The sequence below is a fragment of the Variovorax sp. PDC80 genome, assembly GCF_900115375.1.
In the GTDB taxonomy this organism is placed as follows: Bacteria; Pseudomonadota; Gammaproteobacteria; order Burkholderiales; family Burkholderiaceae_C; genus Variovorax.
In genome coordinates this window covers 1,054,683-1,081,279 of sequence record NZ_FOWG01000001.1, presented here as the reverse complement: position 1 = coordinate 1,081,279, position 26,597 = coordinate 1,054,683, and the positions used below count along the sequence as shown (strand labels likewise).

25 protein-coding genes are annotated in these 26,597 nt (G+C 68.6%); 10 read left to right on the top strand and 15 right to left on the bottom strand.

From position 1 onward, the window contains the following. Positions 1-67: 67 nt before the first annotated feature. The 5 genes from BM109_RS04945 to hemA form a co-directional block, all read right to left on the bottom strand. Positions 68-580, bottom strand: a complete 513-nt coding sequence (locus BM109_RS04945) for a cupin domain-containing protein (RefSeq protein WP_093341015.1) — start codon at positions 578-580, stop codon at positions 68-70. A 13-nt stretch (positions 581-593) separates the two neighbouring features. Beyond that, on the bottom strand, positions 594-920 hold the full coding sequence (gene grxD / locus BM109_RS04940; RefSeq protein WP_093341014.1) for a Grx4 family monothiol glutaredoxin: 327 nt from the start codon (positions 918-920) through the stop codon (positions 594-596). A 29-nt stretch (positions 921-949) separates the two neighbouring features. Next, the gene (gene prmC, locus BM109_RS04935; RefSeq protein ID WP_093341012.1) at positions 950-1,801 is read right to left on the bottom strand and encodes a peptide chain release factor N(5)-glutamine methyltransferase; all 852 of its coding nucleotides are present in this window, start codon (positions 1,799-1,801) and stop codon (positions 950-952) included. Next, a complete protein-coding gene (prfA, locus tag BM109_RS04930; protein WP_093341011.1) occupies positions 1,798-2,886 on the bottom strand; it encodes a peptide chain release factor 1 in 1,089 nt (362 codons plus the stop codon). The genes prmC and prfA overlap by 4 nt, the downstream gene beginning before the upstream one ends. 96 nt (positions 2,887-2,982) lie before the next feature. Continuing rightward, the gene (hemA, locus tag BM109_RS04925; protein WP_057592076.1) at positions 2,983-4,254 is read right to left on the bottom strand and encodes a glutamyl-tRNA reductase; all 1,272 of its coding nucleotides are present in this window, start codon (positions 4,252-4,254) and stop codon (positions 2,983-2,985) included. A 93-nt stretch (positions 4,255-4,347) separates the two neighbouring features. Between hemA and BM109_RS04920 the strand changes: the two genes are divergently transcribed. Next, positions 4,348-4,626 carry a hypothetical protein gene (locus BM109_RS04920; protein WP_093341009.1) on the top strand — a complete coding sequence of 93 codons (279 nt, stop codon included), beginning with the start codon at positions 4,348-4,350 and terminating at the stop codon, positions 4,624-4,626. Positions 4,627-4,636: 10 nt separating this feature from the next. Here BM109_RS04920 and BM109_RS04915 read toward each other — a convergent pair whose 3' ends face one another. The 4 genes from BM109_RS04915 to BM109_RS04900 all read right to left on the bottom strand — a co-directional run bounded on the left by BM109_RS04915 (position 4,637) and on the right by BM109_RS04900 (position 7,875). Then, positions 4,637-5,137, bottom strand: coding sequence for a GNAT family N-acetyltransferase (locus tag BM109_RS04915; protein WP_218159348.1), 501 nt, complete (start codon positions 5,135-5,137; stop codon positions 4,637-4,639). Then, on the bottom strand, positions 5,134-5,928 hold the full coding sequence (locus tag BM109_RS04910) for an ABC transporter ATP-binding protein (protein ID WP_093341008.1): 795 nt from the start codon (positions 5,926-5,928) through the stop codon (positions 5,134-5,136). The genes BM109_RS04915 and BM109_RS04910 overlap by 4 nt, the downstream gene beginning before the upstream one ends. Further along, on the bottom strand, positions 5,928-6,824 hold the full coding sequence (locus BM109_RS04905; protein ID WP_093341006.1) for an ABC transporter permease: 897 nt from the start codon (positions 6,822-6,824) through the stop codon (positions 5,928-5,930). The genes BM109_RS04910 and BM109_RS04905 overlap by 1 nt, the downstream gene beginning before the upstream one ends. A 76-nt stretch (positions 6,825-6,900) precedes the next feature. Beyond that, on the bottom strand, positions 6,901-7,875 hold the full coding sequence (locus BM109_RS04900; RefSeq protein ID WP_093341005.1) for an ABC transporter substrate-binding protein: 975 nt from the start codon (positions 7,873-7,875) through the stop codon (positions 6,901-6,903). A gap of 204 nt (positions 7,876-8,079) precedes the next feature. Between BM109_RS04900 and BM109_RS04895 the strand changes: the two genes are divergently transcribed. Continuing rightward, positions 8,080-8,550, top strand: coding sequence for an Lrp/AsnC family transcriptional regulator (locus BM109_RS04895; RefSeq protein ID WP_093341004.1), 471 nt, complete (start codon positions 8,080-8,082; stop codon positions 8,548-8,550). 18 nt (positions 8,551-8,568) lie between these two features. Here BM109_RS04895 and BM109_RS04890 read toward each other — a convergent pair whose 3' ends face one another. From BM109_RS04890 to ugpB, 6 genes are all read right to left on the bottom strand, one after another. After that, positions 8,569-10,992 (bottom strand): DUF3772 domain-containing protein, encoded by a 2,424-nt coding sequence (locus BM109_RS04890; RefSeq protein ID WP_093341002.1) that lies wholly within the window; start codon positions 10,990-10,992, stop codon positions 8,569-8,571. A 70-nt stretch (positions 10,993-11,062) separates the two neighbouring features. After that, positions 11,063-11,803, bottom strand: coding sequence for a glycerophosphodiester phosphodiesterase (gene ugpQ / locus BM109_RS04885; protein WP_093341001.1), 741 nt, complete (start codon positions 11,801-11,803; stop codon positions 11,063-11,065). Between the two features lie 7 nt (positions 11,804-11,810). Further along, positions 11,811-12,818: a sn-glycerol-3-phosphate ABC transporter ATP-binding protein UgpC gene (gene ugpC, locus BM109_RS04880; protein ID WP_093340999.1), complete on the bottom strand. Its 1,008-nt coding sequence runs from the start codon at positions 12,816-12,818 to the stop codon at positions 11,811-11,813. Between the two features lie 17 nt (positions 12,819-12,835). Continuing rightward, positions 12,836-13,684, bottom strand: a complete 849-nt coding sequence (gene ugpE / locus BM109_RS04875; RefSeq protein WP_057592066.1) for a sn-glycerol-3-phosphate ABC transporter permease UgpE — start codon at positions 13,682-13,684, stop codon at positions 12,836-12,838. Positions 13,685-13,747: 63 nt separating this feature from the next. Next, complete coding sequence (ugpA, locus tag BM109_RS04870; protein WP_093340998.1) at positions 13,748-14,629, bottom strand: sn-glycerol-3-phosphate ABC transporter permease UgpA; 882 nt, start codon at positions 14,627-14,629, stop codon at positions 13,748-13,750. A gap of 127 nt (positions 14,630-14,756) precedes the next feature. Continuing rightward, a complete protein-coding gene (gene ugpB, locus BM109_RS04865; RefSeq protein ID WP_093340996.1) occupies positions 14,757-16,070 on the bottom strand; it encodes a sn-glycerol-3-phosphate ABC transporter substrate-binding protein UgpB in 1,314 nt (437 codons plus the stop codon). A 231-nt stretch (positions 16,071-16,301) separates the two neighbouring features. Between ugpB and serA the strand changes: the two genes are divergently transcribed. From serA to ubiB, 8 genes are all read left to right on the top strand, one after another. Beyond that, positions 16,302-17,534 carry a phosphoglycerate dehydrogenase gene (gene serA, locus BM109_RS04860; RefSeq protein ID WP_093340995.1) on the top strand — a complete coding sequence of 411 codons (1,233 nt, stop codon included), beginning with the start codon at positions 16,302-16,304 and terminating at the stop codon, positions 17,532-17,534. 138 nt (positions 17,535-17,672) lie between these two features. Next, the gene (locus BM109_RS04855; protein WP_093340993.1) at positions 17,673-21,551 is read left to right on the top strand and encodes a DUF3683 domain-containing protein; all 3,879 of its coding nucleotides are present in this window, start codon (positions 17,673-17,675) and stop codon (positions 21,549-21,551) included. Then, positions 21,548-21,994 (top strand): HIT family protein, encoded by a 447-nt coding sequence (locus BM109_RS04850; protein WP_093340992.1) that lies wholly within the window; start codon positions 21,548-21,550, stop codon positions 21,992-21,994. The genes BM109_RS04855 and BM109_RS04850 overlap by 4 nt, the downstream gene beginning before the upstream one ends. A gap of 64 nt (positions 21,995-22,058) precedes the next feature. Continuing rightward, positions 22,059-22,472 carry a gamma-butyrobetaine hydroxylase family protein gene (locus BM109_RS04845; protein ID WP_093340991.1) on the top strand — a complete coding sequence of 138 codons (414 nt, stop codon included), beginning with the start codon at positions 22,059-22,061 and terminating at the stop codon, positions 22,470-22,472. Positions 22,473-22,619: 147 nt separating this feature from the next. Then, the gene (ubiE, locus tag BM109_RS04840) at positions 22,620-23,351 is read left to right on the top strand and encodes a bifunctional demethylmenaquinone methyltransferase/2-methoxy-6-polyprenyl-1,4-benzoquinol methylase UbiE (protein ID WP_057592061.1); all 732 of its coding nucleotides are present in this window, start codon (positions 22,620-22,622) and stop codon (positions 23,349-23,351) included. A 31-nt stretch (positions 23,352-23,382) separates the two neighbouring features. Then, positions 23,383-24,399 carry a Tim44 domain-containing protein gene (locus tag BM109_RS04835; protein WP_093340989.1) on the top strand — a complete coding sequence of 339 codons (1,017 nt, stop codon included), beginning with the start codon at positions 23,383-23,385 and terminating at the stop codon, positions 24,397-24,399. 51 nt (positions 24,400-24,450) lie between these two features. Continuing rightward, on the top strand, positions 24,451-25,017 hold the full coding sequence (locus BM109_RS04830; protein WP_093341266.1) for a hypothetical protein: 567 nt from the start codon (positions 24,451-24,453) through the stop codon (positions 25,015-25,017). Beyond that, positions 25,014-26,579 (top strand): ubiquinone biosynthesis regulatory protein kinase UbiB, encoded by a 1,566-nt coding sequence (gene ubiB, locus BM109_RS04825; protein WP_093340988.1) that lies wholly within the window; start codon positions 25,014-25,016, stop codon positions 26,577-26,579. The genes BM109_RS04830 and ubiB overlap by 4 nt, the downstream gene beginning before the upstream one ends. The last annotated feature ends 18 nt before the right edge of the window (positions 26,580-26,597 follow it).

Sequence of the window (26,597 nt, the reverse complement as noted above, 5' to 3'; positions counted from 1 at the left end):
CAGACCCCGATGGTGCCATGGCGCAGGGGGCGCCCGCCACGGGCGCGGCCCGCGGACGAAAGGGGGCTCAGACCCCGCCGTGCGGATGGGTCGGGTCGACCCACAGCACCGACTCGGGCTTCTCGACCGGCTCGATGTCGAGGTTCACCGCGACGGCCTCGCCGTCGCTGCGGCACAGCACGCACTCGAGCGTCTCGGTCGGGCTGGCGTTGATTTCCTGGTGCGGCACGTAGGGCGGCACGTAGATGAAGTCGCCCGGCCCGGCCTCGGCCGTGAACTCGAGCTGTTCGCCCCAGCGCATGCGCGCGCGGCCGCGCACGACGTAGATCACCGATTCGAGGTGGCCGTGGTGGTGGGCGCCGGTCTTGGCGTCGGCATGGATGGTGACCGTGCCGGCCCAGAGCTTCTGCGCGCCGACGCGCGCGAAATTGATCGCCGCGGCCCGGTTCATGCCGGGCGTCTGGGCGGTGTTGGCGTCGAGCTGGTTGGCCGCGATCACCCGCACGCCGTCGTGCTTCCACGCCGGGGCCGAAGCCTCGTCGTGCGGATGCCCGTGGTCGTGATCGTGGCCGTGGCTCATCGCCGGGCCCGGATCAGGCAGCGTCGCCGGCCAGCACCTTCTGCAGTTCGCCCGACTCGTACATCTCCATCATGATGTCCGAGCCGCCGACGAATTCGCCCTTGACGTAGAGCTGGGGGATGGTGGGCCAGTTGCTGTAGTCCTTGATGCCCTGGCGGATACCGTCGTCCTCGAGGACGTTGACGGTCTTGAGCGACTTGGTGTCGACGCCCACGGCCTTGAGGATCTGGATCGCGCGGCCCGAGAAGCCACACATGGGGAAGCTGGCGTTGCCCTTCATGAAGAGCACGAGTTCGTTGGATTTGACGAGGTCGTCGATGCGTTGCTGGGCGTCGGACATGGGGGCTCCTGAAAAGTAGGCTGGAGGGATTATTTCACCGTGCGCCGGATTCCGCCCGAGCAGCGCGCGATGCCTGCCAGGTCGTCGCGGCTTTGCACCTCGGCGAAGCCGTGGGCGGCCAGCAGCTGCCGCACCGCGGGGGCCTGGTCGTGACCATGTTCCAGCAGCAGCCAGCCGCCTTCGGCCAGGTGCGCGGGCGCGTCGGCAACGATGCGGCGGATGTCGTCGAGCCCGTCGGCGCCGGCCACCAGCGCCGAGAAGGGCTCGTGCTGCAGCGCCGGCAGGTGCGGGTCGCCGGCGGCGATGTAGGGCGGGTTGCTGGCGATCAGCGCGTAACCCCGGTCCGCGCCCGCGAGCCAGTCGGCCTGGGCGAAACGCACCGGCAGCTTCAGGCGCTCGGCGTTGGCGCGGGCCACCGCGAGCGCGTCGGCGCTGGCATCCACCGCATCGACCTGTGCATCGGCGCGCGCATGCTGCAGCGCCAGCGCGATCGCGCCGCTGCCGGTGCCCAGGTCGAGCACGCGCGGCGCGGCCTGGCCTTCGAGGCATTCCAGCGCCCAGTCGACCAGCGTTTCGGTGTCGGGCCGCGGCACCAGCACGCGCGGATCGACGCGCAGCTCGAGGCCGTGGAATTCCTTCTCACCCAGCAGGTAGGCCACCGGCTCGCCCGCGAGGCGGCGCATGAGCCGCGCCGACAGTGCGGTCCACAGCGGCTCGGGCAGCGCATCGGTGTCGTGCGCGAGCAGCCAGGCGCGGTCGTGCGGCGGCCGACCCAGCGCGTGCAGCAGCAGCAGCTGGGCGTCGAGCCGGTCGACGCCCAGCCGCGCGGCCGCGGCCAGCGCCTGGGTCACGGTCGAGGGCGCGAGCGGCTCAGTGCTCATGAGGGCAGGCTCGATTCGAGTTCGGCCAACTGCTCCGCCGCGCGCGCGGCGCGCAGCGCCTCGAGCACGTCGCCGAGGTCGCCTTCCATGATCGCGAGCAGCTTGTAGAGCGTGAGGTTGATCCGGTGGTCGGTGAGCCGGCCCTGGGGGAAGTTGTAGGTGCGGATGCGGTCGGAGCGGTCGCCGCTGCCGATCAGGCCCTTGCGCAGCGCGGCGTCCTTGGCGGCGCGCTCGCTGCGCTCCTTCTCCTGGATCCGTGCCGACAGCACCTGCAGCGCCTTGGCCTTGTTGCGGTGCTGGCTGCGGTCGTCCTGGCACTCGGCCACGATGCCGGTCGGGATGTGCGTGATGCGCACCGCCGAATCGGTCTTGTTGATGTGCTGGCCGCCGGCGCCGCTGGCGCGGTAGGTGTCGATGCGCAGGTCGGCCGGGTTGATCTGCACCGCCTGCGCCTCGTCGGGCTCGGCCAGCACCGCCACCGTGCAGGCGCTGGTGTGGATGCGGCCCTGCGTCTCGGTGGCCGGCACGCGCTGCACGCGGTGGCCGCCCGATTCGAAGCGCAGGTTGCCGAACACCTCGTCGCCCGAGATGCGCACCACCACTTCCTTGTAGCCGCCGAGCTCGCTTTCGTTCTCGCTGACGATCTCGCAGCGCCAGCCCGCGCGCTCGCAATAGCGCGTGTACATGCGCAGCAGGTCGCCCGCGAACAGCGCCGATTCGTCGCCGCCGGTGCCGGCGCGGATTTCGAGGAAGGCGTTGCGCGCGTCGTCGGGGTCCTTGGGCAGCAGCAGGCGCTGCAGCTCGTCTTCCAGCTGCGTGAGCTCGGCCTCGGCCTCGGCGATCTCCTGCGTGGCCATCTCGGCCATGTCGGGGTCGTCGAGCATTTCCTTGGCGCCCGCGATGTCGGCCTCGCGCTGCACGTAGCGCGCATAGCGGCCGGCCACCTGCGTCACCTCGGCATGCTCGCGCGAGATGGTGCGGTACTGCGCCATGTCGCCCATGATGTCCTCGCGCGAGAGCAGGAAGTCGAGTTCGCCGAGGCGGGCGGCATAGCGTTCGAGTTGGTGGCGGAGAAAGGGCTTCACGACGGAGGGATTCGAAAAAGAGGGGAAGTGCCGCGGCATGGCGGCAAGGCGCATGGAGAGCGCGGCACGCCGTGCCGGGCTCGCGGACGAGCGCCGCTAACGCTCTTTGCGCAGGAACAGGCGCGAGATGGTCTGCGCCGTCTGTTCGCGCGAGGCGGCATCGCCCGCGTGCAGCTCGGCCAGCGCGCCGTGCAGCATCTTCTGCGTGAGCCCGCGCGACAGGGCTTCGAGCACGGCGTCGACCGATTCACCCTTGGCGAGCAGCTTGCGCGCGCGCGCCAGTTCGGCGGCGCGCCATTCGTCGGTCTGGGCGTTGAGCTGCTGAATCAGCGGCACCGTGCCGCGCTGGCCCAGCCAGTGCATGAAGCTCTGCACGCCGGCGTCGATGATGACCTCGGCCTGCGCCACCGCGGCCTGGCGGTTGGCCTGGCCTTGCTGCACCACCTGGGCGAGGTCGTCCACGGTGTAGAGGTAGATGTCCTCGAGCGCCTTCACCTCGGGCTCGATGTCGCGCGGCACGGCCAGGTCGACCATGAACATCGGGCGGTGCTTGCGCGACTTGAGCGCGCGTTCCACGGCGCCCAGGCCGATGATCGGCAGCGTGCTCGCGGTGCAGCTCACGACGATGTCGAACTCGGCCAGCCGCGCCGGCAGGTCGGCCAGTCGCATCGCCTCGCCGCCGAAGCGCGAGGCCAGCTTCTCGCCGCGTTCGAGCGTGCGATTGGCGATGGCAATGGACTTCGGCTCCTTGGCCGCGAAGTGCGTGGCCGCGAGGTCGATCATCTCGCCGGCGCCGACGAACAGCACGCGTGTCTGGCGCAGGTCCTCGAACAGCTGGCCGGCCAGGCGCACGGCGGCGGCGGCCATGCTGATCGAGTGCGCACCGATCTCGGTGGCGGTGCGCACTTCCTTGGCGACCGCGAACGAGCGCTGGAAGAGTTGGTTGAGCGTGCTGCCCAGCGCGCCGGCGGTTTCGGCGGCGCGCACCGCGTCCTTCATCTGGCCGAGGATCTGGGCTTCGCCGAGCACCATCGAATCGAGGCCGCTGGCCACGCGGAAGGCATGGCGCGCAACGTCGCCGTCGTGCAGGGTGTAGGCATGCGAGCGCAGCAGCGCGGGTGCCACGCCGCCGCTCTGGGCCAGCCAGCCGACCGTGTGGTCGATCGCGGCATGGTCGGCGGCGCAGTAGATCTCGGTGCGGTTGCAGGTCGAGATGATGGCGGCCTCGACCTGCGGGTGGCGGCCGCTCGAGAACGAGCTGCGCAGGCTCTGCAGGGTGGGAGCGATCTGGTCGAGCGCAAACGCAAAACGACCGCGCAGATCGAGCGGCGCGGTCGTGTGGTTCAAGCCAAGAGCCCAGACAGACATGCAGCGATTATAAAATTTGCGGAGCCCGTCCCGGCACCGAGCTGTCTATGACCTCCATAGCGGCTGGCGGATGACGCTTCCGCTCCTTCCCGAATGTCCGCGCTCGCCCTGCTCAACCACCTCTTCAACTTCGCGCTGCCGGCCGTCTTCGTGGCCGGGGTGCTCGCGCTGTGCGGCCGCTTCCTGATGCCGCGAAAGCCCGGAACGCCTGCCATCTGGGCGCAATTCGCTATCAATACGATAGCTGGCGTGCTGGTGCTGCTGGCCGGCCTGGTGTTCACGGGCCACGACGGTCGCATCGCGAGCTATGCCGCGCTGGTGGTGGTCTGCGGCACCGTGCAGTGGCTGCTGCAGCGCGGCTGGCGGCGCTGAGCGGCGGTCCTCAGGCCCGCACCATGTAGTGCGCCGGCGCGGGATAGCTCGCCAGGCGCGCCTGCTGCGCCGCGTCGGCCAGCGCATGCACCGCGTAGCCGTGGCGTTCCCAGAAGCCCAGCGAGGACTGCACCGACACCAGCGCCGAGCGCCGCCAGCCCGCCGCATCGGCGAAGGCCAGCGCATGCCGCACCAGCGCCGGTCCCAGGCCATGGCCCGAGGCCGCCGGGTCGACCGCGAGGTCGTGCAGGTAGAGCGCGTCGGCCTGCGCCTCGGGCAGCACCTCGAAATCGCCGTGCAGGGCCGTGAGCTTGCCCACGCGCGAGGGATAGGCAGCGAGGTAGGCGGCCACCCGCCCCGCGTGCTCGACCACCCAGCCGGTGCGCGGCGCCGCGGCGAGCCGGCGCACGATCAGCGCCCCGTCCTCCACGAAGCCCGCGCCGTAGCAGGCGAGCTGGATCGCCAGCACCGCCTGCAGGTCCTCGGGCCGCATCGCGCGCGCGGCGCTCATGCCAGCAGCAGCTTGTCGTCGTCGAGCTTCTCGCCGCGCGTCTGTTCGAACATGCGCAGCAGGTCGGGCACGTCGAGGCCCGAGCGCTCGGGGCCGGCCACGTCGAGGATCACCTGGCCCTCGTGCAGCATCACCGTGCGCGAACCGTAGTCCAGCGCCTGGCGCATGCTGTGCGTGACCATCATCGCGGTGAGCTTGCTCTCCTCGACGATGCGCGCCGTGAGCTCGAGCACGAAGGCCGCGGTCTTCGGGTCGAGCGCGGCCGTGTGCTCGTCGAGCAGCAGGATGCGCGAGGGCTTGAGCGAGGCCATCAGCAGGCTCACGGCCTGCCGCTGGCCGCCCGACAGCAGGCCGATGCGGTCGGCCAGCCGGTTCTCCAGCCCGAGCTTGAGGATCGACAGCTTCTCGCGGAACAGCTCGCGCAGGCCGCGGTTGAGCGACAGGCCCAGACCGCGCCGCTCGCCGCGCTTCCAGGCCAGCGCCATGTTCTCCTCGATGGTCAGCGCCTCGCAGGTGCCGGCCATCGGGTCCTGGAACACGCGCGCCACCATGCCCGAACGCTGCCAGGCGTTGAGCCGCGTCACGTCCTTGCCATCGATCTCGATGCGGCCCTTGTCGACGATCAGGTCGCCGCTCACCGCATTGAGGAAGGTCGACTTGCCGGCGCCGTTCGAGCCGATCACGGTGACGAACTGGCCGGTGGGAATCTCCAGGCTGAGCCCGCGCAGCACGCGGTTCTCGATTGGCGTGCCCGGGTTGAAGGTCATCTCGAGTTGTTCGGCGCGCAGCATCAGTTCCTCCCCTTGAAAAGCCCGCCGAGCTTGCGCTTGTAGGCAGGCACCAGCAGCGCGAAGGCCACCAGCACGGCGGTCACCAGGTTCAGGTCCTGCGCCTGCAGGCCCATGAAGTCGGTGTTCAGCGCCATCGCGATGAAGAAGCGGTAGAGCAGCGCCCCCAGGATGCAGGCCAGCGTGGTGATCACCATGCTGCGCGCGGGCATCAGCGTCTCGCCGATGATCACCGCCGCCAGGCCGATCACGATCGTGCCCACGCCCATCGAGATGTCGGCCGTGCCCTGGCTCTGCGCGAACAGCGCGCCGGCCAGCGCCACCAGCGCGTTCGACAGCGCCAGGCCCGCCATGGTGTGGAAGTCGGTCGAGATGCCCTGGGCGCGCGCCATGCGCGCATTGCCGCCGGTGGCGCGCATCGCCAGGCCGGCCTCGGAGGCGAAGAACAGGTCGACCACGATCTTCGCGGCGATCACGATCAGCAGCAGCAACAGCGGCTTGGCCCACTGCTCGGGCATGCCGCCGAAGCTGGCCATGCTGAACACGGTGGGCTCGGTGATCAGCGCCACGTTGGGCTTGCCCATCACGCGCAGGTTGATCGAGTAGAGCGCGATCATCACCAGGATGCTCGCGAGCAGCTGCATGATCTTGAGCTTCACGTTGAGCCAGGCCGTGACCCAGCCCGAGACGGCGCCCGCGACGCAGGCCACCGCGGTGGCGGCCACCGGGTTCCAGCCGGCCACGATCAGCGTGGCCGCCACGGCGGCGCCGAGCGGGAAGCTGCCGTCCACCGTGAGGTCGGGGAAGTTGATGATGCGGAAGGACATGAAGACGCCCAGCGCGACCAGCCCGAATATCAGGCCGATCTCGATGGCGCCCAGCGAGGCGATGAGGGACATGAGGAAGAAGCTCCCGGCGAAAACGAAAAGACGGGCCGCCCGCAGGACGACCCGTCGGTGGCGGTGAAGCCGGGACTTACTTGGTGCTCACGACCTTGGCGGTCTTCAGCAGCTCGTCCGACAGGGTCACGCCCTGCAGCTTGGCCGCGCCCGGGTTCACCACCAGCTCGAAGTTGGTGCTGGTCTGCGAGGCGATCGTGCCGGGCTTCTCGCCCTTGAGGATGCGCACCACGATCTTGCCGGTCTGGCGGCCGATGTCGGTGTAGTTCAGGCCCAGCGCCGCGACCGCGCCGCGCTCGACGGTGGCGGTGTCGGCCGCCACCACCGGCAGCTTGGCCTGCTGCGCCACCTTCACGATGCCCTCGAAGGCCGACACCACGTTGTTGTCGGTCGGCGTGTAGATCGCGTCGGCCTTGCCGACCAGGCTCTGGGCGGCGGTCGGCACGTCGACGGTGCGCGCGGCGGCGGCTTCCACCACCGTCATGCCGGCGGCCGCGGCGGCCTTCTTGAGGTCGGCCACGATCGCCACCGAGTTGGCTTCGCCGGGGCTGTAGATCACGCCGATGCGCTTGGCGGTCGGCACCACCTGCTTGATGAGGGCGATGTGCTTGTCCAGAGGCGACAGGTCCGACACGCCGGTCACGTTGGTGCCGGTGGCGTCCCAGCTCTTCACCAGCTTGGCGGCCACCGGGTCGGTCACGGCCGAGTAGACGACCGGGATGGTCTTGGTGGCGGCCAGCGTGGCCTGGGCCGAGGGGGTGGCGATCGCGACGATCACGTCGGGCTGGTCGCCCACGTACTTGCGCGCGATCTGGGCCGCGGTGCCCACGTTGCCCTGCGCGCTCTGGTAGGTGAACTTGAGGTTCTTGCCCTCTTCATAGCCGGCCGCCTTCAGCTCGGCCTTGACGCCGTCGCGCACGGCGTCGAGCGCCGGGTGCTCGACGATGGCGGTCACGGCCACCGACTTGTCGGCCGCGAAGGCGGGCGCGGCGGCGAGCATGCCGAGGGCCAGGGCGGCGGCGACAGGGGTGCGAAGCAGGGCGAATTTCACGTGAGGATCTCCGGATCAGGGGAAGGGAACGGGTCCGACGCCACGGCGGGGCCGGGCAGGGAAGCGATGCACGGAAATGCGGCATGCACTTCCGGAAGCCTGGAGTCTAGAGCGTGGTCTGCACAATTAAGGTGCATCCCACGCCAGTGCTTACCCCGCTTTGAGAAATATGATTGCGGTCATTGGCACTTGAAGGAGACGAAATTGCACGAGATCACGCTCGACCGCATCGACAGGAAGATCCTCGACCACTTGCAAGCGCATGGCCGTGCATCGAACCTCGAACTCTCCGAAGTGGCCAACCTGTCGCCGGCCCAGTGCCTGCGGCGGCACCGGCGGCTCGAGGAGATGGGCTTCATCAGCGGCTACGCGGCCCGGCTCGACGCGCGCCAGGTGGGGCTCGGCGTGATCGCCTTCATCCACGTGACCATGGCCCGCGGCCACATCGGCGAGCTGCCGAAGTTCCAGGACCTGGTGGCCGACCTGCCGCAGATCCTCGAGTGCTACTCGGTCACCGGCGACTTCGACTACGTCATCAAGGTGGTCGCGCGCGACCTGCACTCGCTGTCGCAGTTCCTGATGGACACGCTGATGCACATGCCGGGCGTGTCGGCGGTGCGCTCGAGCGTGTGCCTCAACGAGGTGAAGTGCACGACCACCCTGCCGCTGAGTTGAGTCGGGCGCAGCCGGCCCTCAGCCCTGCACGCCCGGCAGCGGCGAGGCCGGCGAGGAGGGCACCGGCGAGGGCGCGGTCGAGAGCGCCGAGGGTGCCGCCGGCGCGGCCGCCATCACCAGCGTGGGCGTGGCCATCGGCAGGTCGGCCTGGCGCAGCGCGTCGAGGATGGTGAACAGCAGGTCGCTGCGCACGCCGCCGGCCAGCCGCGGGCTCGCCACGTAGGCGATCGCCTGGAAGATCAGCAACCCGTTCTCGATGCCCTCGAGCGTGAGCGAGGGCGCCGGCGTCTCGAGCACGCCCTCGTGCGCCTTGCAGGCCTCGAGGATCAGGTCGCGCACCTTCTGCGCGTCGGTGGTCAGCGGCATCGGCAGGCGGATCAGCACCCGGCCCTCGGCGTTGGCCAAGGTCATGTTGCGCACGGTCTTGGTGATGAATTCCGAGTTCGGCACGATCAGCGTGGAGCGGTCGCCGAGCTGGATCTCGGTGGCGCGCACGTTGATGCGCCGCACGTCGCCCTCGGCCGTGCCCAGCACCACCCAGTCGCCCACCTTCACGGGCTGCTCGGCCAGCAGGATCAGGCCCGAGATGAAGTTCTGCACGATCGCCTGCAGGCCGAAGCCGATGCCCACCGACAGTGCGCTCGCCACCCAGGCGATGCGCTCGACGCCGATGCCCAGCGCCGAGAGCGAGAACGCGATCACCAGGATGCCGCCCACGTAGCCCAGCAGGGTGCTGATCGAGCTCTGCATGCCGGGCTCGAACTTGGTGGTCGGCAGGTAGCTCGCGGCCAGCCAGCGCTTGAAGATGCGCAGCATCACGAAGCCCACGGCCAGCACCGCCACCGCGCTGAGGATCGCGCCCGGCACGAGCTGGAACTCGCCGATCTTCACGCCGGTGCCGAACTTGCCGCTGCGCTGGAACACCTCGCCGGGGCTGGTGCCCAGCGGCGCGGCCAGCGCGATCAGCATGTAGAAGAACAGCGCCACACGGCTCAGGCCCGAGAGCACGGTGGCGATCTGGTCCAGCGTCTGCGGCGCCAGGCCGAAGCTCTTCTGCAGCCGCTGGCCGAAGCCGCTGCGTGACGACACGGTGGCCATGAACACGTCGTCGGCGAACTTGAACAGCACGTAGAACGCGGTGGCGACGATGCCGCTCCAGGTCAGCTGCGAGGCCAGGAAGCTCGCGAGCGCCACGTAGCCCACGGCCACCAGCACCCAGATCGCGATCATCAGGATGGCGATCAGCGCCACCAGGATGCCGACCCACATCGGCCGCTCGGGCAGGTCCTCACCGGGCGCGCCGGCGCGCAGCGCCTTGAGTCGGTAGAGCACCGCGCCGACCAGCGCGGTCAGCAGCAGCGCGGTCAGCACGTGGGTGGCGACCACGGCCGAGAGGCTGGCGTCGACCAGCGCGTTGATCTCGGCCGGCGCCCAGGCCAGGGCCGCCACCAGCGCCACCAGCCAGGGCAGGGCCGCAAGGCGCGCGGCCATGGCGTCGGGAATCGGTGGCAGCCGCCACGACGGCCGGCCGATGGCCAGCAGCGCGCGGCCCAGGCCGATCACGAAGGCCATGAACACCAGCGCCTGCGCCAGCGACAGCATCGCCTTGCGCGCCTGCGGCGCCCAGCCCGCGTGCTGCTCGAGCACGTAGACGAAGCCGTGCGCCGCCAGCGCCACCAGCAGCACGTGGGCGACGACGATGGCGATCACCAGCAGCGAGCGCCGCAGCCGCCCGGCGGGCAGCAGCTTCACCGCGAGCCGGGTCAGGCCGTGCTCGGCGGCCCAGACGCCCGCGAAGGCCAGCAGCAGCGCGCCGACCAGCGCCGCGATCACCAGCGCGCGTCCCTCGCCGCCGAAGGCGGTGGCGAGGCCCGTCTGCACGCTCGCCGCCATGGCCTGCAGCCGGTCGATGTCGTCGGGCCAGGCCTCCTGCAGGTCGCTCCAGAACTCGCCGGTCAGCGGCGAGGCCGCGCGCTCGGTGAGCTGGGCCTCGAACACCGCGCGGCGCTGCGTCAGCAGGTCGGTGCCGCGCTGGCGCACGTCGATCGCCAGCAGCTTGGCGAGCCGGATGTCGGCGTCGAGCGCGTTGCGCTCCTTGGTCAGGCGCGCGCGCTGGCGCGTGATGTCGGGGTCTTCGCTGGCGCCGGCCGCGGGCGGGTTGCCGAGCTCGCCCAAGCGCGCGTTGAGGTCGTCGAGTTCGCCGGCGCGCGCCGCCACGAACTTGTCGGCCTGCGCGCCGATCGCGTTGATCTGCGTCAGCCGGCTGCGCGCATCCTCGGCCGAGTCGGTGCTCTGGTCGATCTTCGCGAGCAGCGCGCGCAGCTCGGCCACGGTGGGCGCGGGCGGCGCGGCCGCGAGATCGGGGTCCTGCTGCGCGAAGGCGGTGCCGCACAGCAGCAGGGCGGCCATCAGCAAGGCCGCGAGACGGGAGGTCCAACTCATGGCCGCATCATAGAAGCCGCACCTGAAGGCCCGGCTTCGCGGCGCGTCACAGCATGTGACGGGGGCGCGTTCAGCGTGCGGGGCTGAACAGGTCGACGCGGTCGGTGATGATGCCGTCCGTGCCCAGGTCGATCAGGCGCTGCGCGGCCCAGTCGTCGTTGACCGTGTAGCTCAGCGCGCGCAGGCCGGCGCCGTGCACCTGCGCCACCACCGTGGCGTCCCACAGCGCGTGGTTGCAGACGATGGCCACGCAGCCGAGCTCGCGCGCGGTCTCGAGCCAGCCGCTCCATAGCGTGTCGAGCAGCAGGCCGCGCGGCAATTCGGGCGCCGCCGTTGCTGCGCCCTTGAGCGCATCGACCTGGAACGAGGTCAGCAGCGGCGGGACGGCCGCATCGCGCCACAGCGTCGCGGCCTGCCGCGCCACCGCCTCGCCGGTTTCGCGCTCGGTGCCGGGCGTGGGCTTGATCTCGATGTTCAGCAGACAGTGGTTGGCCAGACAGAAGCGCGCGAGGTTCTCGAGCGTGGGCAGCGGTTCGCCCGCGAAGGCGCGCGAATGCCAGCCGCCCGCGTCGAGCTGTGCCAGTTCGCTCCAGGGCTTCTGGCCGCCGATGCCGCGGCCGCTGGTGGTGCGCTCCAGGGTGGCGTCGTGCATCAGGAACACCACGCCGTCGGCGCTGAGCTTGGCATCGCATTCGAACATGCGATAGCCGTGCGCGGCGCCGAAGCGGAAGGCCGCGAGCGTGTTCTCGGGCGCGAGCTTGCCGGCGCCGCGGTGGGCGATCCAGCGCGGATAGGGCCAGGGGGTGCTCATTCCGCGCTCATTCCGCGCGTTTGCCGGAACCGGCGTCGAACCAGTGGAGCTTGTCTTCGCGCGCGGCGATCTTTACGGTATCGCCCGCCATCGGCGGCTGGTCGGCCTCGTCGGTGCGCATGATGATCTGCTCGTCGCCGATGCGGCCGTAGACCAGGCGCTCGGCGCCCAGCAGCTCGACCTGCTCGACCTGCACCGACCAGCCGCGCTCGTCGAGCGCCATGTGTTCGGGGCGGATGCCCAGGATCTGGCCCGGCCGCACGCCCGGTGCATGGCGCAGCAGGTTCATCGGCGGCGAGCCGATGAAGCTCGCGACGAAGGTGGTGGCGGGGCGCGAATAGACCTCCTCGGGCGTCGCGAACTGGTCCATCACGCCGCCGTTCATCACGATGATGCGTTGCGCCAGCGTCATGGCCTCGACCTGGTCGTGGGTGACGAACAGCGAGGTGATGCCGAGCTCGCGGTGCAGCTTCTGGATCTCGAGGCGGGTTTGCGCTCGCAGCTTGGCGTCGAGGTTCGACAGCGGTTCGTCGAACAGGAACACCTGCGGCTGGCGCACGATCGCGCGGCCCATGGCCACGCGCTGGCGTTGGCCGCCCGAGAGCTCGCGCGGCTTGCGTTCGAGCAGGTGGCCCAGCTCGAGGATCTTCGCGGCCTTGTCCACGCGCACCTTGATCTCGGCCACCGGCACCTTCGCGATCTTCAGGCCGTAGGCCATGTTCGCGAACACCGTCATGTGCGGATAGAGCGCGTAGTTCTGGAACACCATCGCGATGTCGCGCTCGGAGGGCTCGAGCTGGTTCACCACCTTGTTGCCGATGGCGATCTCGCCGGCGGAGATCTCCTCCAGGCCGGCGACCATGCGCAGCAGCGTGGACTTGCCGCAGCCCGAGGGGCCGACGATGACGACGAACTCGTGGTCGGCGATCTCGGCGCTCACGCCGTGGATGACCTGGTTGGCCTTGGGGCCGTGGCCGTAGCGCTTGATGACGTTGCGTAGGGAAATGGCAGCCATGTTTTCAGTTCAGCGTTTTATTTGTCGGTATCGACCAGGCCCTTGACGAACCACTTCTGCATCAGCACCACGACCACCGCGGGCGGCAGCATGGCCAGCACGGCCGTGGCCATCACCACGTTCCAGTCCACCGGCGACTCGCCGTTGCCGATCATGGCCTTGATGCCGACGACGATCGGGTACATGTCCTCGCTGGTGGCGGCGATCAGCGGCCACAGGTACTGGTTCCAGCCGTAGATGAACTGGATCACGAACAGCGCCGCGATGCTGGTCTTCGACAGCGGCAGCAGGATGTCCTTGAAGAAGCGCATCGGCCCGGCGCCGTCGACGCGCGCGGCCTCGACCAGCTCGTCGGGCACCGTCAGGAAGAACTGCCGGAACAGGAAGGTGGCGGTCGCCGACGCGATCAACGGTATCGAGAGGCCGGCGAAGCTGTTGATCATGCCGAGGCTGGCCACGACCTGGTAGGTCGGGCCGATGCGCACCTCGACCGGCAGCATCAGTGTGATGAAGATCAGCCAGAAGCACAGGCCGCGCAGCGGGAAGCGGAAATACACCACCGCGAAGGCCGACAGCAGCGAGATGCTGATCTTGCCGAAGGTGATGACGAGCGTGATGACCGTGCTCACCCAGATCATCCGCGCCACCGACACGTTGGCGCTGGTGCGGCCGCCGCCGGTCAGCGCCGCCTTGTAGGTTTCCCAGAAGTTGCTGCCGGGCAGGATCGGCATCGGCGCCTGCATGATCTCCTGCGGCGTGTGGGTGGAGGCGATGAAGGCCAGGTAGATCGGGAACATCACCAGCAGCACGCCGATGATCATGATCACGTGCGCGAGGATGCCCAGGGAGGGGCGGCGCTCAACCATGGCGGGCCTCCGTGGCGTGGGCCGCGCGGCGGGCGGGGAAGAAGGGATGCATGGAGGCGGTCATCAGTACTGGACCTTCTTCTCGACGTAGCGGAACTGCACCACCGTCAGCGCGATGACGATCACCATCAGCACCACCGACTGGGCCGCGGCGCCGCCGAAGTCCATGCCGCGGAAGCCGTCGAAGTACACGCGGTAGACCAGCGTGGCGGTGTCCTTGCCGGGGCCGCCCTGGGTGGTGGCGTCGATGATCGCGAAGGTGTCGAAGAAGGCGTACACCATGTTGATCACCAGCAGGAAGAAGGTGGTGGGCGTCAGCAGCGGGAACTGGATGGTCCAAAAGCGGCGCATCGGGCGCGCGCCGTCCATGGCGGCGGCCTCGATCAGCGACTTGGGAATCGACTGCAGCCCCGCGAGGAAGAACAGGAAGTTGTAGGAGATCTGCTTCCAGACCGAGGCCATCACGACCAGCGCCATGGCGTGGTCGCCGTTGAGCAGATGGTTCCAGTTGAATCCCATCTTCTTGAGCCAGTAGGCCACGATGCCGATCGACGAGGAAAACATGAACGACCACAGCAGGCCGGTCACGACCGGGGCGACCGCGTACGGCAGGATCAGCACGCTGCGGTAGAAGCGCGTGCCGCGCACCACGCGGTCGGCGAACACCGCCAGCACCAGGGCGATGCTCAGGCCCAGGACCGTCACCAGCACCGAGAAGACGATGGTCGTGTGGAACGAGGCCATGTAGGTGCTGTCGTTCCACAGCGCCTCGAAGTTGTCCAGCCCCACCCAGGTGATCGAGTTGCCGAAGGCATCCTGCTGCTGCAGCGACTGCACCAGCGCCTGGCCCGCGGGCCAGAAGAAGAAGACGCCGACGATGAACAATTGCGGCGCCAGCAATGCCCAGGGCAGCCAGTTCGAGCGAAAGATGACGCGTTTTTCCATGGGGAGGGCGTTCAGGTCACGGACACACTAAATAAGCAAACAGCCAGGACTGCACGGGTCAGCCTGGCTTGTGGCGGGTCAAACGAACCGAAACGAACATTCGTTCGCGCCGGTCCGGGGTCGGAGCTTACTTGTTTGCGGCCTGGAATTTCACCAAAAGTTCGTTTCCGCGCTTCACGGCGCTGTCCAGCGCTTCCTTCGGGGTCTTCTTGCCGGTCCAGATCAGCTCGGTTTCCTCGTCCTCGATGGCGCGGATCTGGGGCAGGTTGCCCAGGCGCACGCCACGCGACTTGTCGGTGGTCTTCTTGATCATCTGGTTCACCGCGACGTCGGTGCCCGGGTTTTCCTTGTAGAAGCCGGCCTTCTCGGTCAGCTCGTAGGCTGCGGTGGTGATCGGCAGGTAGCCGGTGCGCATGTGGCTTTCGGACTGCACCTTGGGGCTCGACAGGAAGGTGAAGAACGCGGCCACGCCCTTGTAGCTGGCGGCCGGCTTGCCCGACATCACCCACAGGCTGGCGCCGCCGACGATGGTGTTTTGCGGTGCGCCCTGCACGTCCGGGTAGTAGGGCAGCGCCGATTCGGCGAACTTGAACTTGGCGTCGCGCTTCACGCTGGCGTAGCTGCCCGACGAGCCGATGAACATCGCGCATTCACCCGAGGTGAACGAGGTGATCGGCTTGCTGGCGCGGCCCTTGTAGACGAACAGGCCCTGCTTGGACATGTTCGACAGGTTCTCGAAGTGGCGCACGTGCAGCGGCGAGTTGAATTCCAGGCGGGCGTCGAGGCCGCCGAAGCCGTTGTTCTTCGAGGCGTACGAGGTGTTGTGCCAGGCCGAGAAGCTTTCGAGCTGGGCCCAGCTCATCCACGAGGTGGTGAACGGGCACTGGCTGCCGCTGGCCTTGAGCTTGGCGGCCGCCGAGACCACTTCGGGCCAGGTGGCGGGGGCCTTCTCGGGGTCGAGGCCGGCGTTCTTGAAGGCGTCCTTGTTGTAATAGAACACCGTCGTCGAGCTGTTGAACGGGAACGACAGCATCTGGCCGTTGGGGGCGGTGTAGTAACCGGCCACGGCGGGGATGTAGGCCTTGGGGTCGAACTTCTGGCCGCCTTCCTTCATGACGTCGGCCACGGGCTTGATCGCGCCCTTGGAGTACATCATGGTGGCGGTGCCCACCTCGAACACCTGCAGGATGTCGGGCGCGTTGCCCGAGCGGTAGGCCGCGATGCCGGCCGCCATCGACTGGTCGTATTCGCCCTTGTAGGTGGGCACGACCTTGTAGTCCTTCTGGCTCTCGTTGAACTGCTTGGCGAGGTCGTTGACCCAGTCGTTGAGGGCGCCGTCCATCGAGTGCCACCACTGGATCTCGGTCTGGGCCTGGGCGAGGGCTGGCACGGCCAGAGCGGCAGCCAGCGTAGAGGCGATGGCGAGCGTCTTGAAGCGCATTAAGACTCCTGTAGGGAAAAGTAAGTAAAACCGGCGATGTTAGGTTACATACGTGACGGTTCTGCGGCTTTGTCGCACGGAGTGCACACGGCAAGAAACCCGGGGAAACCCCCTTGGCCGACAGGGCGCTCGCGCCTGGGGCCCCTGCTTGCTGCGCTGCACCATGCTAGCATCGCCCTCCCTTTTTCGGCCTAGCTTGTTGCCATGGCCGGGGCTACCGCGAGCAGCAGCATGAGCAGCAAGACCTCCCTCGACAAAAGCAAGATCAAGTTTCTTCTGCTCGAGGGTATCCACCCCTCGGCCGTGGAGGTGCTCCATGCGGCGGGCTACACCAACGTCGAGTCGCTGCCGGGCGCGCTGTCCGACGAGGCGCTCAAGGCCAAGATCGGCGACGTGCATTTCCTCGGCATCCGCTCGCGCACCCAACTGACCGCTGAGGTGTTCGCGGCCGCCCACAAGCTGGTGGCCGCCGGCTGCTTCTGCATCGGCACCAACCAGGTCGACCTCGAAGCCGCGCGCGAGCACGGCGTGGCGATCTTCAACGCCCCGTACTCCAACACCCGCTCGGTCGCCGAGCTGGTGCTGGCCGAGGCGATCCTGCTGTTGCGCGGCGTGCCCGAGAAGAGCGCGGTGGCGCACCGCGGCGGCTGGCTCAAGTCGGCCGACAACGCCTTCGAGATCCGCGGCAAGACGCTGGGCATCGTGGGCTACGGCTCGATCGGCGCGCAGCTGTCGGTGCTGGCCGAGGCGCTGGGCATGCACGTCGCCTTCTTCGACGTGGTCACCAAGCTGCCGCTGGGCAATGCGCGCCAGGTGCGCGACCTGCACCAGCTGCTGGCGCAGAGCGACATCGTGACCCTGCACGTGCCCGAGACGCAGGCCACGCAGTGGATGATCGGCGCGGCCGAGATCGCGGCCATGAAGCCCGGCTCGATCCTGATCAACGCCTCGCGCGGCACCGTGGTCGAGATCGACGCGCTGGCCGGCGCGCTGAAGGAGAAGAAGCTGCTGGGCGCCGCCATCGACGTGTTCCCGGTCGAGCCGCGCAGCAACAAGGACGAGTTCCAGTCGCCGCTGCGCGGACTCGACAACGTGATCCTCACGCCCCACATCGGCGGATCGACGATGGAGGCGCAGGCCAACATCGGCCTCGAAGTGGCCGAGAAGCTGGTCAAGTACAGCGACAACGGCACCTCGACCTCGTCGGTCAACTTCCCCGAGGTGGCGCTGCCCGCGCACCCGGGCAAGCACCGCCTGCTGCACGTGCACCGCAACGTGCCGGGCGTGCTGTCGGAGATCAACAAGATCTTCTCGGACAACCACATCAACATCTCCTCGCAGTTCCTGCAGACCAACGAGAAGATCGGCTACGTGGTGATGGACATCGACGCCGCCTCCTCGGACCTCGCGCTCGAGAAGCTCGCGAAGGTGCAGGGCACGATCCGCAGCCGCGTGCTGTTCTGATCGCGTGGCGCTGAGGCCGGCCGGCGCGCCGGCAGTGCCAGAGGGACACGCGTCGGCGCCAGGGCACGAACCCTGGCCCTGACCTAAAATCCCCACCCCGGCTATGGACGCGTGGCGCCCGGCCGAGGCCCCACCCCGATGAATGCTCCGACCGCGTTGAACGCGCTGCTGTCGCAGGCCGCAGAGCCTGCACGACTGCGTGAGATCCCCTACAACTACACCAGCTTCTCCGATCGCGAGATCGTGATCCGCCTGCTGGGCGAGCGCGCCTGGGAATTGCTCCAGACGCTGCGTGCCGAGCGCCGCACCGGCCGATCGGCGCGCATGCTCTACGAGGTGCTCGGCGACATCTGGGTCGTTCAGCGCAACCCCTACCTGATCGACGACCTGCTCGACAACCCGCGCCGCCGCGGCCTGCTGGTCGATGCGCTGCGGCATCGCCTGGCCGAGGTGCAGAAGCGCCGCACGCCCGACAGCGACCTGCCGCGCGACCAGCTCGTGGGCGAGCTCACGGGCCGCGTCGGCGAGGCCGTGCAGGCCTTCGACACCCTGTTCCGCGACGTCGCCGCGCTGCGCCGCAAGGCCACCCGCGTGCTGGGCCGGCTCACCGCCAAGGACAACATCAAGTTCGACGGCCTCTCGCGCGTGGCCCACGTCACCGACGCCACCGACTGGCGCGTGGAGTACCCCTTCGTCGTGCTGTGCCCCGACACCGAGGCCGAGATGGCGCTGCTGGTCAAGGGCTGCATCGAGCTGGGCCTGACCATCATCCCGCGCGGCGGCGGCACCGGCTACACCGGCGGCGCGATTCCGCTGACCTGGAACAGCGTGGTCATCAACACCGAGAAGCTCGAGGCCATGACCGAGGTCGAGCTGGTCGCGCTGCCCGGCCTCGAGGCGCCCGTGCCCACCATCTGGACCGAGGCCGGCGTGGTCACGCAGCGCGTGGCCGACGCGGCCGAGCGCTCGGGCTACGTGTTCGCGGTCGACCCGACCTCGGCCGAGGCCTCGTGCGTCGGCGGCAACGTCGCGATGAACGCCGGCGGCAAGAAGGCCGTGCTGTGGGGCACCGCGCTCGACAACCTGGCCTCGTGGCGCATGGTGACGCCGCAGGCCGAATGGCTCGAGGTCACGCGCATCGGCCACAACCTCGGCAAGATCCACGATGCCGAGAGCGCGCTGTTCGAGCTCCAGTACTTCGCGGCCGACGGCAAGACGCCGCTGCGCACCGAGCGCCTCGATATCCCGGGCCGCACCTTCCGCAAGGAAGGCCTGGGCAAGGACGTGACCGACAAGTTCCTCTCGGGCCTGCCGGGCATCCAGAAGGAAGGCTGCGACGGCCTGATCACGAGCTGCCGCTGGGTGGTGCACCGCATGCCGGCGCACACGCGCACCGTCTGCCTCGAGTTCTTCGGCAACGCCAAGGACGCGGTGCCCAGCATCGTCGAGATCAAGGACTTCATGTTCGCCGAGCAGAAGCGCTCGGGCGTGCTGCTGGCCGGCCTCGAGCACCTCGACGACCGCTATCTGAAGGCCGTGGGCTACGCCACCAAGTCGAAGAAGCACGGCGGCCTGCCGAAGATGGTGCTGTTCGGCGACATCGCGGGCGACGACGCCGACGCGGTGGCGCGCGTCACCTCCGAGGTGGTGCGCATCGCCAACTCGCGCAGCGGCGAGGGCTTCATCGCCATCAGCCCCGAGGCGCGCAAGAAGTTCTGGCTCGACCGCAAGCGCACCGCCGCGATCAGCCGCCACACCAACGCCTTCAAGATCAACGAGGACGTGGTGATCCCGCTGCCGCGCATGGCTGAGTACAGCGACGGCATCGAGCGCATCAACATCGAGCTCTCGCTGCGCAACAAGCTCGCGCTGGTCGACGAGCTCGAGAAGTTCTTCGTGCACGGCAACCTGCCGCTGGGCAAGACCGACGACGCCAACGAGATCCCCTCGGCCGAGCTGCTCGAGGACCGCGTGGCACAGGCCGTGGCACTGCTGCAGGAGGTGCGCGCGCTGTGGGCCGGCTGGCTCGACGAGGTCGATGCGCTGTTCCCGCAGCTGCAGGACCATTCGTTGCGCGCGAGCTGGAAGACCCAGCTGCGCCAGCCGCTGTCGGCGATCTTCGCGGGCGCGGCCTTCGCGCCGATCCTGGCCGAGTGCACGGCGATCCACAAGCGCGTGCTCAAGGGCCGCGTGTGGGTCGCGCTGCACATGCACGCGGGCGACGGCAACGTGCACACCAACATCCCGGTCAACAGCGACAACTACGAGATGCTGCAGACCGCGCACGAGGCGGTCGCGCGCATCATGAAGCTGGCGCGCCGGCTCGACGGCGTGATCTCGGGCGAGCACGGCATCGGCATCACCAAGCTCGAGTTCCTGTCGGACGAGGAGCTGCGCCCCTTCGCCGAGTACAAGCAGCGCATCGATCCGGAAGGCCGCTTCAACAAGGGCAAGCTGCTGCGCGAGCCGGGTGCCGGCGCGCAGTCGCTGCATGCCGACCTGACCAATGCCTACACGCCGAGCTTCGGCCTGATGGGGCACGAGTCGATCATCATGCAGCAGAGCGACATCGGCGCCATCGCCGACAGCGTCAAGGACTGCCTGCGCTGCGGCAAGTGCAAGCCGGTGTGCGCCACCCACGTGCCGCGCGCCAATCTGCTCTACAGCCCGCGCAACAAGATCCTCGCGACCTCGCTGCTGGTCGAGGCCTTCCTCTACGAGGAGCAGACCCGGCGCGGCGTGAGCATCAAGCACTGGGAGGAGTTCGAGGACGTGGCCGACCACTGCACGGTGTGCCACAAGTGCCTCACGCCCTGCCCGGTGAAGATCGACTTCGGCGACGTGTCGATGAACATGCGCAACCTGCTGCGCAAGATGGGGCAGAAGAGCTTCCGTCCCGGCAACGCGGCCGCGATGTTCTTCCTCAACGCGACCAATCCGCAGACCATCAAGACGGTGCGCGCGGGCATGGTGGGCATCGGCTTCAAGGCGCAGCGCATGGCCAACGACCTGCTGCGCGGCCTCGCGAAAAAGCAGACGGCGGCGCCGCCGGCATCGCTCGGGCCGGCGCCGCTCAAGGAGCAGGTGATCCACTTCATCAACAAGAAGATGCCGGGCAACCTGCCGAAGAAGACGGCGCGCGCGCTGCTCGACATCGAGGACGCGGACTACGTGCCGATCATCCGCAACCCCAAGGTCACGACCTCGGAGACCGAGGCGGTGTTCTATTTCCCGGGCTGTGGGTCGGAGCGGCTGTTCTCGCAGGTCGGGCTCGCGACGCAGGCCATGCTCTGGCACGCGGGCGTGCAGACGGTGCTGCCGCCGGGCTACCTGTGCTGCGGCTATCCGCAGCGCGGCAGCGGCCAGTTCGACAAGGCCGAGAAGATGATCACCGACAACCGCGTGCTGTTCCACCGGGTGGCGAACACGCTCAACTACCTCGACATCAAGACCGTGGTGGTGAGCTGCGGCACCTGCTACGACCAGTTGCAGGGCTACCAGTTCGACAAGATCTTCCCGGGCTGCCGGATCATCGACATCCACGAGTACCTGCTCGAGAAGGGCATCACCCTGGGCGACGCCGGCGGTGCCGGCTACCTCTATCACGACCCCTGCCACACGCCGATGAAGCAGCAGGACCCGATGAAGACGGTGAAGGCGCTGGTCGGCGACAACGTGCTCAAGAACGACCGCTGCTGCGGCGAGTCGGGCACGCTGGGCGTGTCGCGGCCCGACATCTCGACACAGATCCGCTTCCGCAAGGAAGAGGAACTGAAGAAGGGCGAGGCCGCGCTGCGCGACGGCGGCAAGATCGGCGCCGGCGACAACGTGAAGATCCTCACCAGCTGCCCGAGCTGCCTGCAGGGCCTGTCGCGCTACGGCAGCGACCTGAACAACGGCCTGCTCGAGGCCGACTACATCGTGGTCGAGATGGCCAACAAGATCCTCGGCGCCGACTGGATGCCCGAGTACGTGGCGGCCGCGAACCACGGTGGCATCGAACGGGTGCTGGTGTGAGCGGCGAGGCGGCGCGCGTGGCCGGCTGCGTGTTCTGCGAACAGGCGGGCGGACGCCTGGTGTTCGAGGGCGCGAGGCTGCGCGTGATCCATGCGGAGGAAGCGGGCTTCCCGGCCTTCTACCGCGTGGTCTGGAATGCGCACCGGCCCGAGCTGTCCGACCTGTCGCGCGAGGAGCGCGCGCACTGCATGGACGCCGTGGCCGAGGTCGAGCAATGCCTGCGCGACACGCTCGCGCCGACCAAGATCAACGTCGCCGCCCTCGGCAACATGGTGCCGCACCTGCACTGGCACGTGATCGCGCGCTTCGACTGGGACAGCCATTTCCCCGCGCCGTTCTGGGCCGCCGCGCAGCGCGCGGCACCGGCCGCGCGCGTGGCCCAGGTCGAGGCGCTGCTGAGCGCGGCCGAGGCCGCGATGGCCACGCGCCTCGCGGCGCTGTAGCCGGCGCGGCATACTGCGCCGTCTCCCTGCATCCTCTTTCCTCCACTTCGAACGGACACTCCCCATGGCAGGCTTGCAAGCCGGCGCGCCGACGCCGCAGTCGATCACCGTGCACGGCCGCTCGCGCGTGCTCGAGGTGGGCTTCTCCGACGGCGCCACCTTCCGCATTCCCTTCGAGCTGATGCGCATCTATTCGCCCTCGGCCGAGGTGCAGGGCCACGGACCGGGCCAGGAAACGCTGCAGACCGGCAAGCGCGAGGTCGAGCTGGTCGCGCTCGAGCCGGTGGGCAATTACGCGGTGCAGCCCCGCTTCAGCGACGGGCACGACACCGGCATCTACTCGTGGGACCTGCTCTACCAGCTGGGTTCGCAGCAGGCCGAACTCTGGGCCGCCTACGAACAGAAGCTGGCCGAAGCGGGCGTCGATCGCGACGCACCGATGGCCGAGAAGGGCGGCCACGCCTGCGGCAGCCATTGACTGGCGTTTGCTATTGAAAGCATAGCTTCGTCGGTAGACGTGACGGGCGTTACAAGACCTCAGCGTTTGCAGAAAAAGCAACAAATGACCGCCGGTACAGCGGGGTCGTCGTCTTGATGCGAGGACGAACGGCCTAACATCGGTCGCATGACCACCACCCATTTCGGCTTCGAGAAAGTCGACGAGAGCGAGAAGGCCGGCCGCGTGCGCGGCGTGTTCGACTCGGTCGCCACGCGCTACGACCTGATGAACGACCTCATGTCGATGGGGCTTCACCGCGCATGGAAGGCCTACACCGTCATGGTCGCGAACGTGGGCGAAGGCTCGCGCGTGCTCGACATCGCGGGCGGCACCGGCGATCTCGCGCTGGCCTTCGCGAAGAAGGTCGGCGCCAGCGGCCAGGTGGTCCACACCGACATCAACGAAGCTATGCTGCGCACCGGCCGCGACCGCCTGCTCGACGCCGGCGTGGTGCTGCCCACCACGGTCTGCGACGCCGAGAAGCTGCCCTTCCCCGACGACCACTTCGACGTCGTCACCGTCGCCTTCGGCCTGCGCAACATGACGCACAAGGACGTCGCGCTCAAGGAGATGAACCGCGTGCTCAAGCCGCGCGGCAAGCTGCTGGTGCTCGAGTTCTCGAAGGTCGCGAAGCCGCTCGAGAAGGTCTACGACTGGTACTCCTTCAACGTGCTGCCGCGCCTGGGCAAGGTGGTGGCGGGCGACGACGCGAGCTACCGCTACCTGGCCGAATCGATCCGCATGCATCCGGGCCAGGACGAGCTCAAGTCCCTCATGAAAGAGGGCGGTTTCGGGCATGTGGACTATCACAACATGACGGGTGGCGTGGTCGCCCTCCATGTTGGAATCAAGTGTTGATCAGACGAGATTTCGTTCGAGAGGAGACCTTATGAAGAGTTTGAGTACTTTGCTTCTGGCCGGCGCACTCGCGCTCGTCAGCATCCAGGCCGACGCGGCGCGCATGGGCGGCGGTAAATCCGTCGGCCGCCAATCCTCGAACGTGACGCAACGCCAGGCCACGCCGCCGGCCGCGCCCGCGCAACAGAACGCCACCAATGCCGCTGCCAAGCCCGCCACGCCGGCACCCGCCGCCGCGGCACCGAAGCGCCCGTGGGGCGCCATGCTCGGCGGCCTGGCCGCGGGCCTGGGCCTCGCATGGCTCGCGAGCTCGCTGGGCCTGGGCGCAGGCTTCGGCAACATCCTGCTGATCGGCCTGCTGGTGCTGGCCGCGGTGTTCGTGTGGCGCATGATCAAGTCGCGCTCGCAGCCCTCCGGCGCACGCCAGGGCGGCTTCGCGTTCCAGGGCGCGGGCGGTCCGGGCAACCCGGCAGCGCCGGCGCAGTACAGCCCGAGCAACGTCGGCAACGACGCCTCGGCCCGTCCGTGGGAGCGCAACGCCACCAACTTCGATGCCACGCCCGCCGCGACCTCGCACGGCAGCAGCCTCTCGTCCGCGGGTGCCGCGGCCGGTGGCGGCAGCATGATCGGTTCGGCCCTGGCCGGCTCGCAGAGCTGGGGCATCCCGGCCGGCTTCGACGTCGATGGCTTCCTGACCGCAGCCAAGCGCAACTTCGTGACCCTGCAGGACGCCTGGGACCGTGCCGACATCACCATGCTGCGTTCGATGATGACCGACGAGATGATCGAGGAAATCCGCAGCCAGCTCGCCGACCGCGCCAGCCACACCGGTGGCGTGTCGAACAAGACCGAAGTGGTCATGCTCGACGCCAAGCTGCTCGGCATCGAGGAACTGGCCGATGCCTACATGGCCAGCGTCGAGTTCTCCGGCATGATTCGCGAAGACGCTTCGGCGGGCCCGGGCCCGTTCCGCGAAGTCTGGAACATGACGCGTCCGACCACCGGCGGCAACGGCTGGCTCGTGGCCGGCGTGCAAGCCCTGCAATAAGCAGCGGCTTCGAGGGCGGCCCGGCCGCCTGCAGAAAGGATAATGGGGACCATGGCCACACCATCGTCCCCTTTTTCTTTGCTCGGCGACCTGTTCAATCGCGTCGGCGAGCGTCTGCAGCCGCCGCCCTGGGCCGTGCACGAGATCCAGCACCGCGCCGTGCTGTTCCTCAACCACGTGCTGCAGCAGGAGCCCGAGGCCCAGCAACGGCTGGTGCGCCAGCAGGGCCGCGTGGTGCGCTTCCAGTGGCGCTTCGTCACGATGGAGCTGGTGGCCACGCCCGCCGGCCTGCTCGACCTGGCGCCGCCGGGCTCGCTGCCCGAGCTCACGCTGTCGGTCACCGATGACAACCCCTTCGAGATCGCGCGCGCCACGCTGCGCGGCGACAAGCCCTCGGTGCAGATCGTGGGCGACGTGCAGCTCGCGGCCGAGGTCAACTGGCTGGTCGACCATGTGCGCTGGGACGTCGAGGACGACCTCGCGCGCGTGATCGGCGATGTGCCCGCGCATGCCATCGGTAATGCGGTGCGGCGCGTGGTGGGCGCGTTGCGCCAGTTCGTGGGCAACCGCGCGGCGGCCGGCAGATCCGGTATCGGTTCGGCGGGCACCGCCGAATGAGCCGCTTCTATCGCAGCCTCTTCATCGTCTGGGTCGCGCTGCGCTACGGCCTCGACGAGCTCGTGCTCACGAGCTTCCAGAAGCCCTGGCTGCGGGTGGTCGCACGCATCGTCTCCTTCGGCCGCCGGCTCGACGCACCGCGCGGCCAGCGCTTGCGCGAGGCGCTCGAGCGGCTGGGCCCGATCTTCGTCAAGTTCGGCCAGGTGCTCTCCACGCGGCGCGACCTGTTGCCGCCCGACATCGCCGACGAGCTGACCTTCCTGCAGGACCGCGTGCCGCCGTTCCCCTCGGCGGTGGCCGTGGCGACCATCGAGCGCGCATTCCGCCGACCCGTCGGCGACGTGTTCGTGCAGTTCGACGAAACGCCGATCGCGAGCGCCTCGATCGCGCAGGTGCATTTCGCGACCATCCGCACCGGCGACGGCCAGCTGCGCGAGGTGGCGGTCAAGGTGCTGCGCCCCAACATGCGCGGCGTGATCGAGAAGGACCTGGGCCTCATGGCCATGATGGCCGGCTGGGTCGAGAAGCTGTCGCCCGACGGCAAGCGGCTGAAGCCGCGCGAGGTGGTGGCCGAGTTCGACAAGTACCTGCACGACGAGCTCGATCTGGTGCGCGAGGCCGCCAATGCCGCGCAGCTGCGCCGCAACATGGCCTCGCTCGACCTGGTGCTGATCCCCGAGATGTTCTGGGACTTCTGCCATCCCGAGGTGATCGTGATGGAGCGCATGAACGGCGTGCCGATCGCGCAGCTCGAGCGGCTGCGCGCCGCGGGCGTCGACATCCCGAAGCTCGCGCGCGACGGCGTCACCATCTTCTTCACCCAGGTGTTCCGCGATGGCTTCTTCCATGCCGACATGCACCCGGGCAACATCCAGGTCAGCCTCGAGCCCCAGACCTTCGGGCGCTACATCTCGCTGGACTTCGGGATCATCGGCACGCTCACCGAGTCCGACAAGGAGTACCTGGCGCAGAACTTCGTGGCCTTCTTCCGGCGCGACTACAAGCGCGTGGCCGAGCTGCACCTCGAGAGCGGCTGGGTGCCCGAGGGCACGCGCATCGACGAGCTCGAGGCCGCGATCCGTACCGTCTGCGAACCCTACTTCGACCGGCCGCTCAAGGAGATCTCGCTCGGCATGGTGCTGATGCGGCTGTTCCAGACCTCGCGCCGCTTCCATGTCGAGATCCAGCCGCAGCTGGTGCTGCTGCAGAAGACGCTGCTCAACATCGAGGGGCTGGGCCGCCAGCTCGATCCCGAGCTCGACCTCTGGCACACGGCCAAGCCCTTCCTCGAGAAGTGGATGGTCGACCAGATCGGCCCCAAGAAGCTGTTCCAGCAGCTCAAGGACGAGGCGCCGCGATACGCCAAGCTGTTGCCGGAATTGCCGCGCCTGCTGCACGATTTCCTGGAGAATCGGCCGCCCGACCACCGGCGCGAGCTGCTGGAGCTGCTGGCCGCGCAGAAGCGCACCAACCGGTTGCTCCAGTCGATCGTCTACGGTGGCATAGGTTTTGTATTGGGTCTGCTGGCCATGCAGCTGCTGGTGCGCGTTCGGATTTTCTGAACCGCGGCGCTGGCCGCC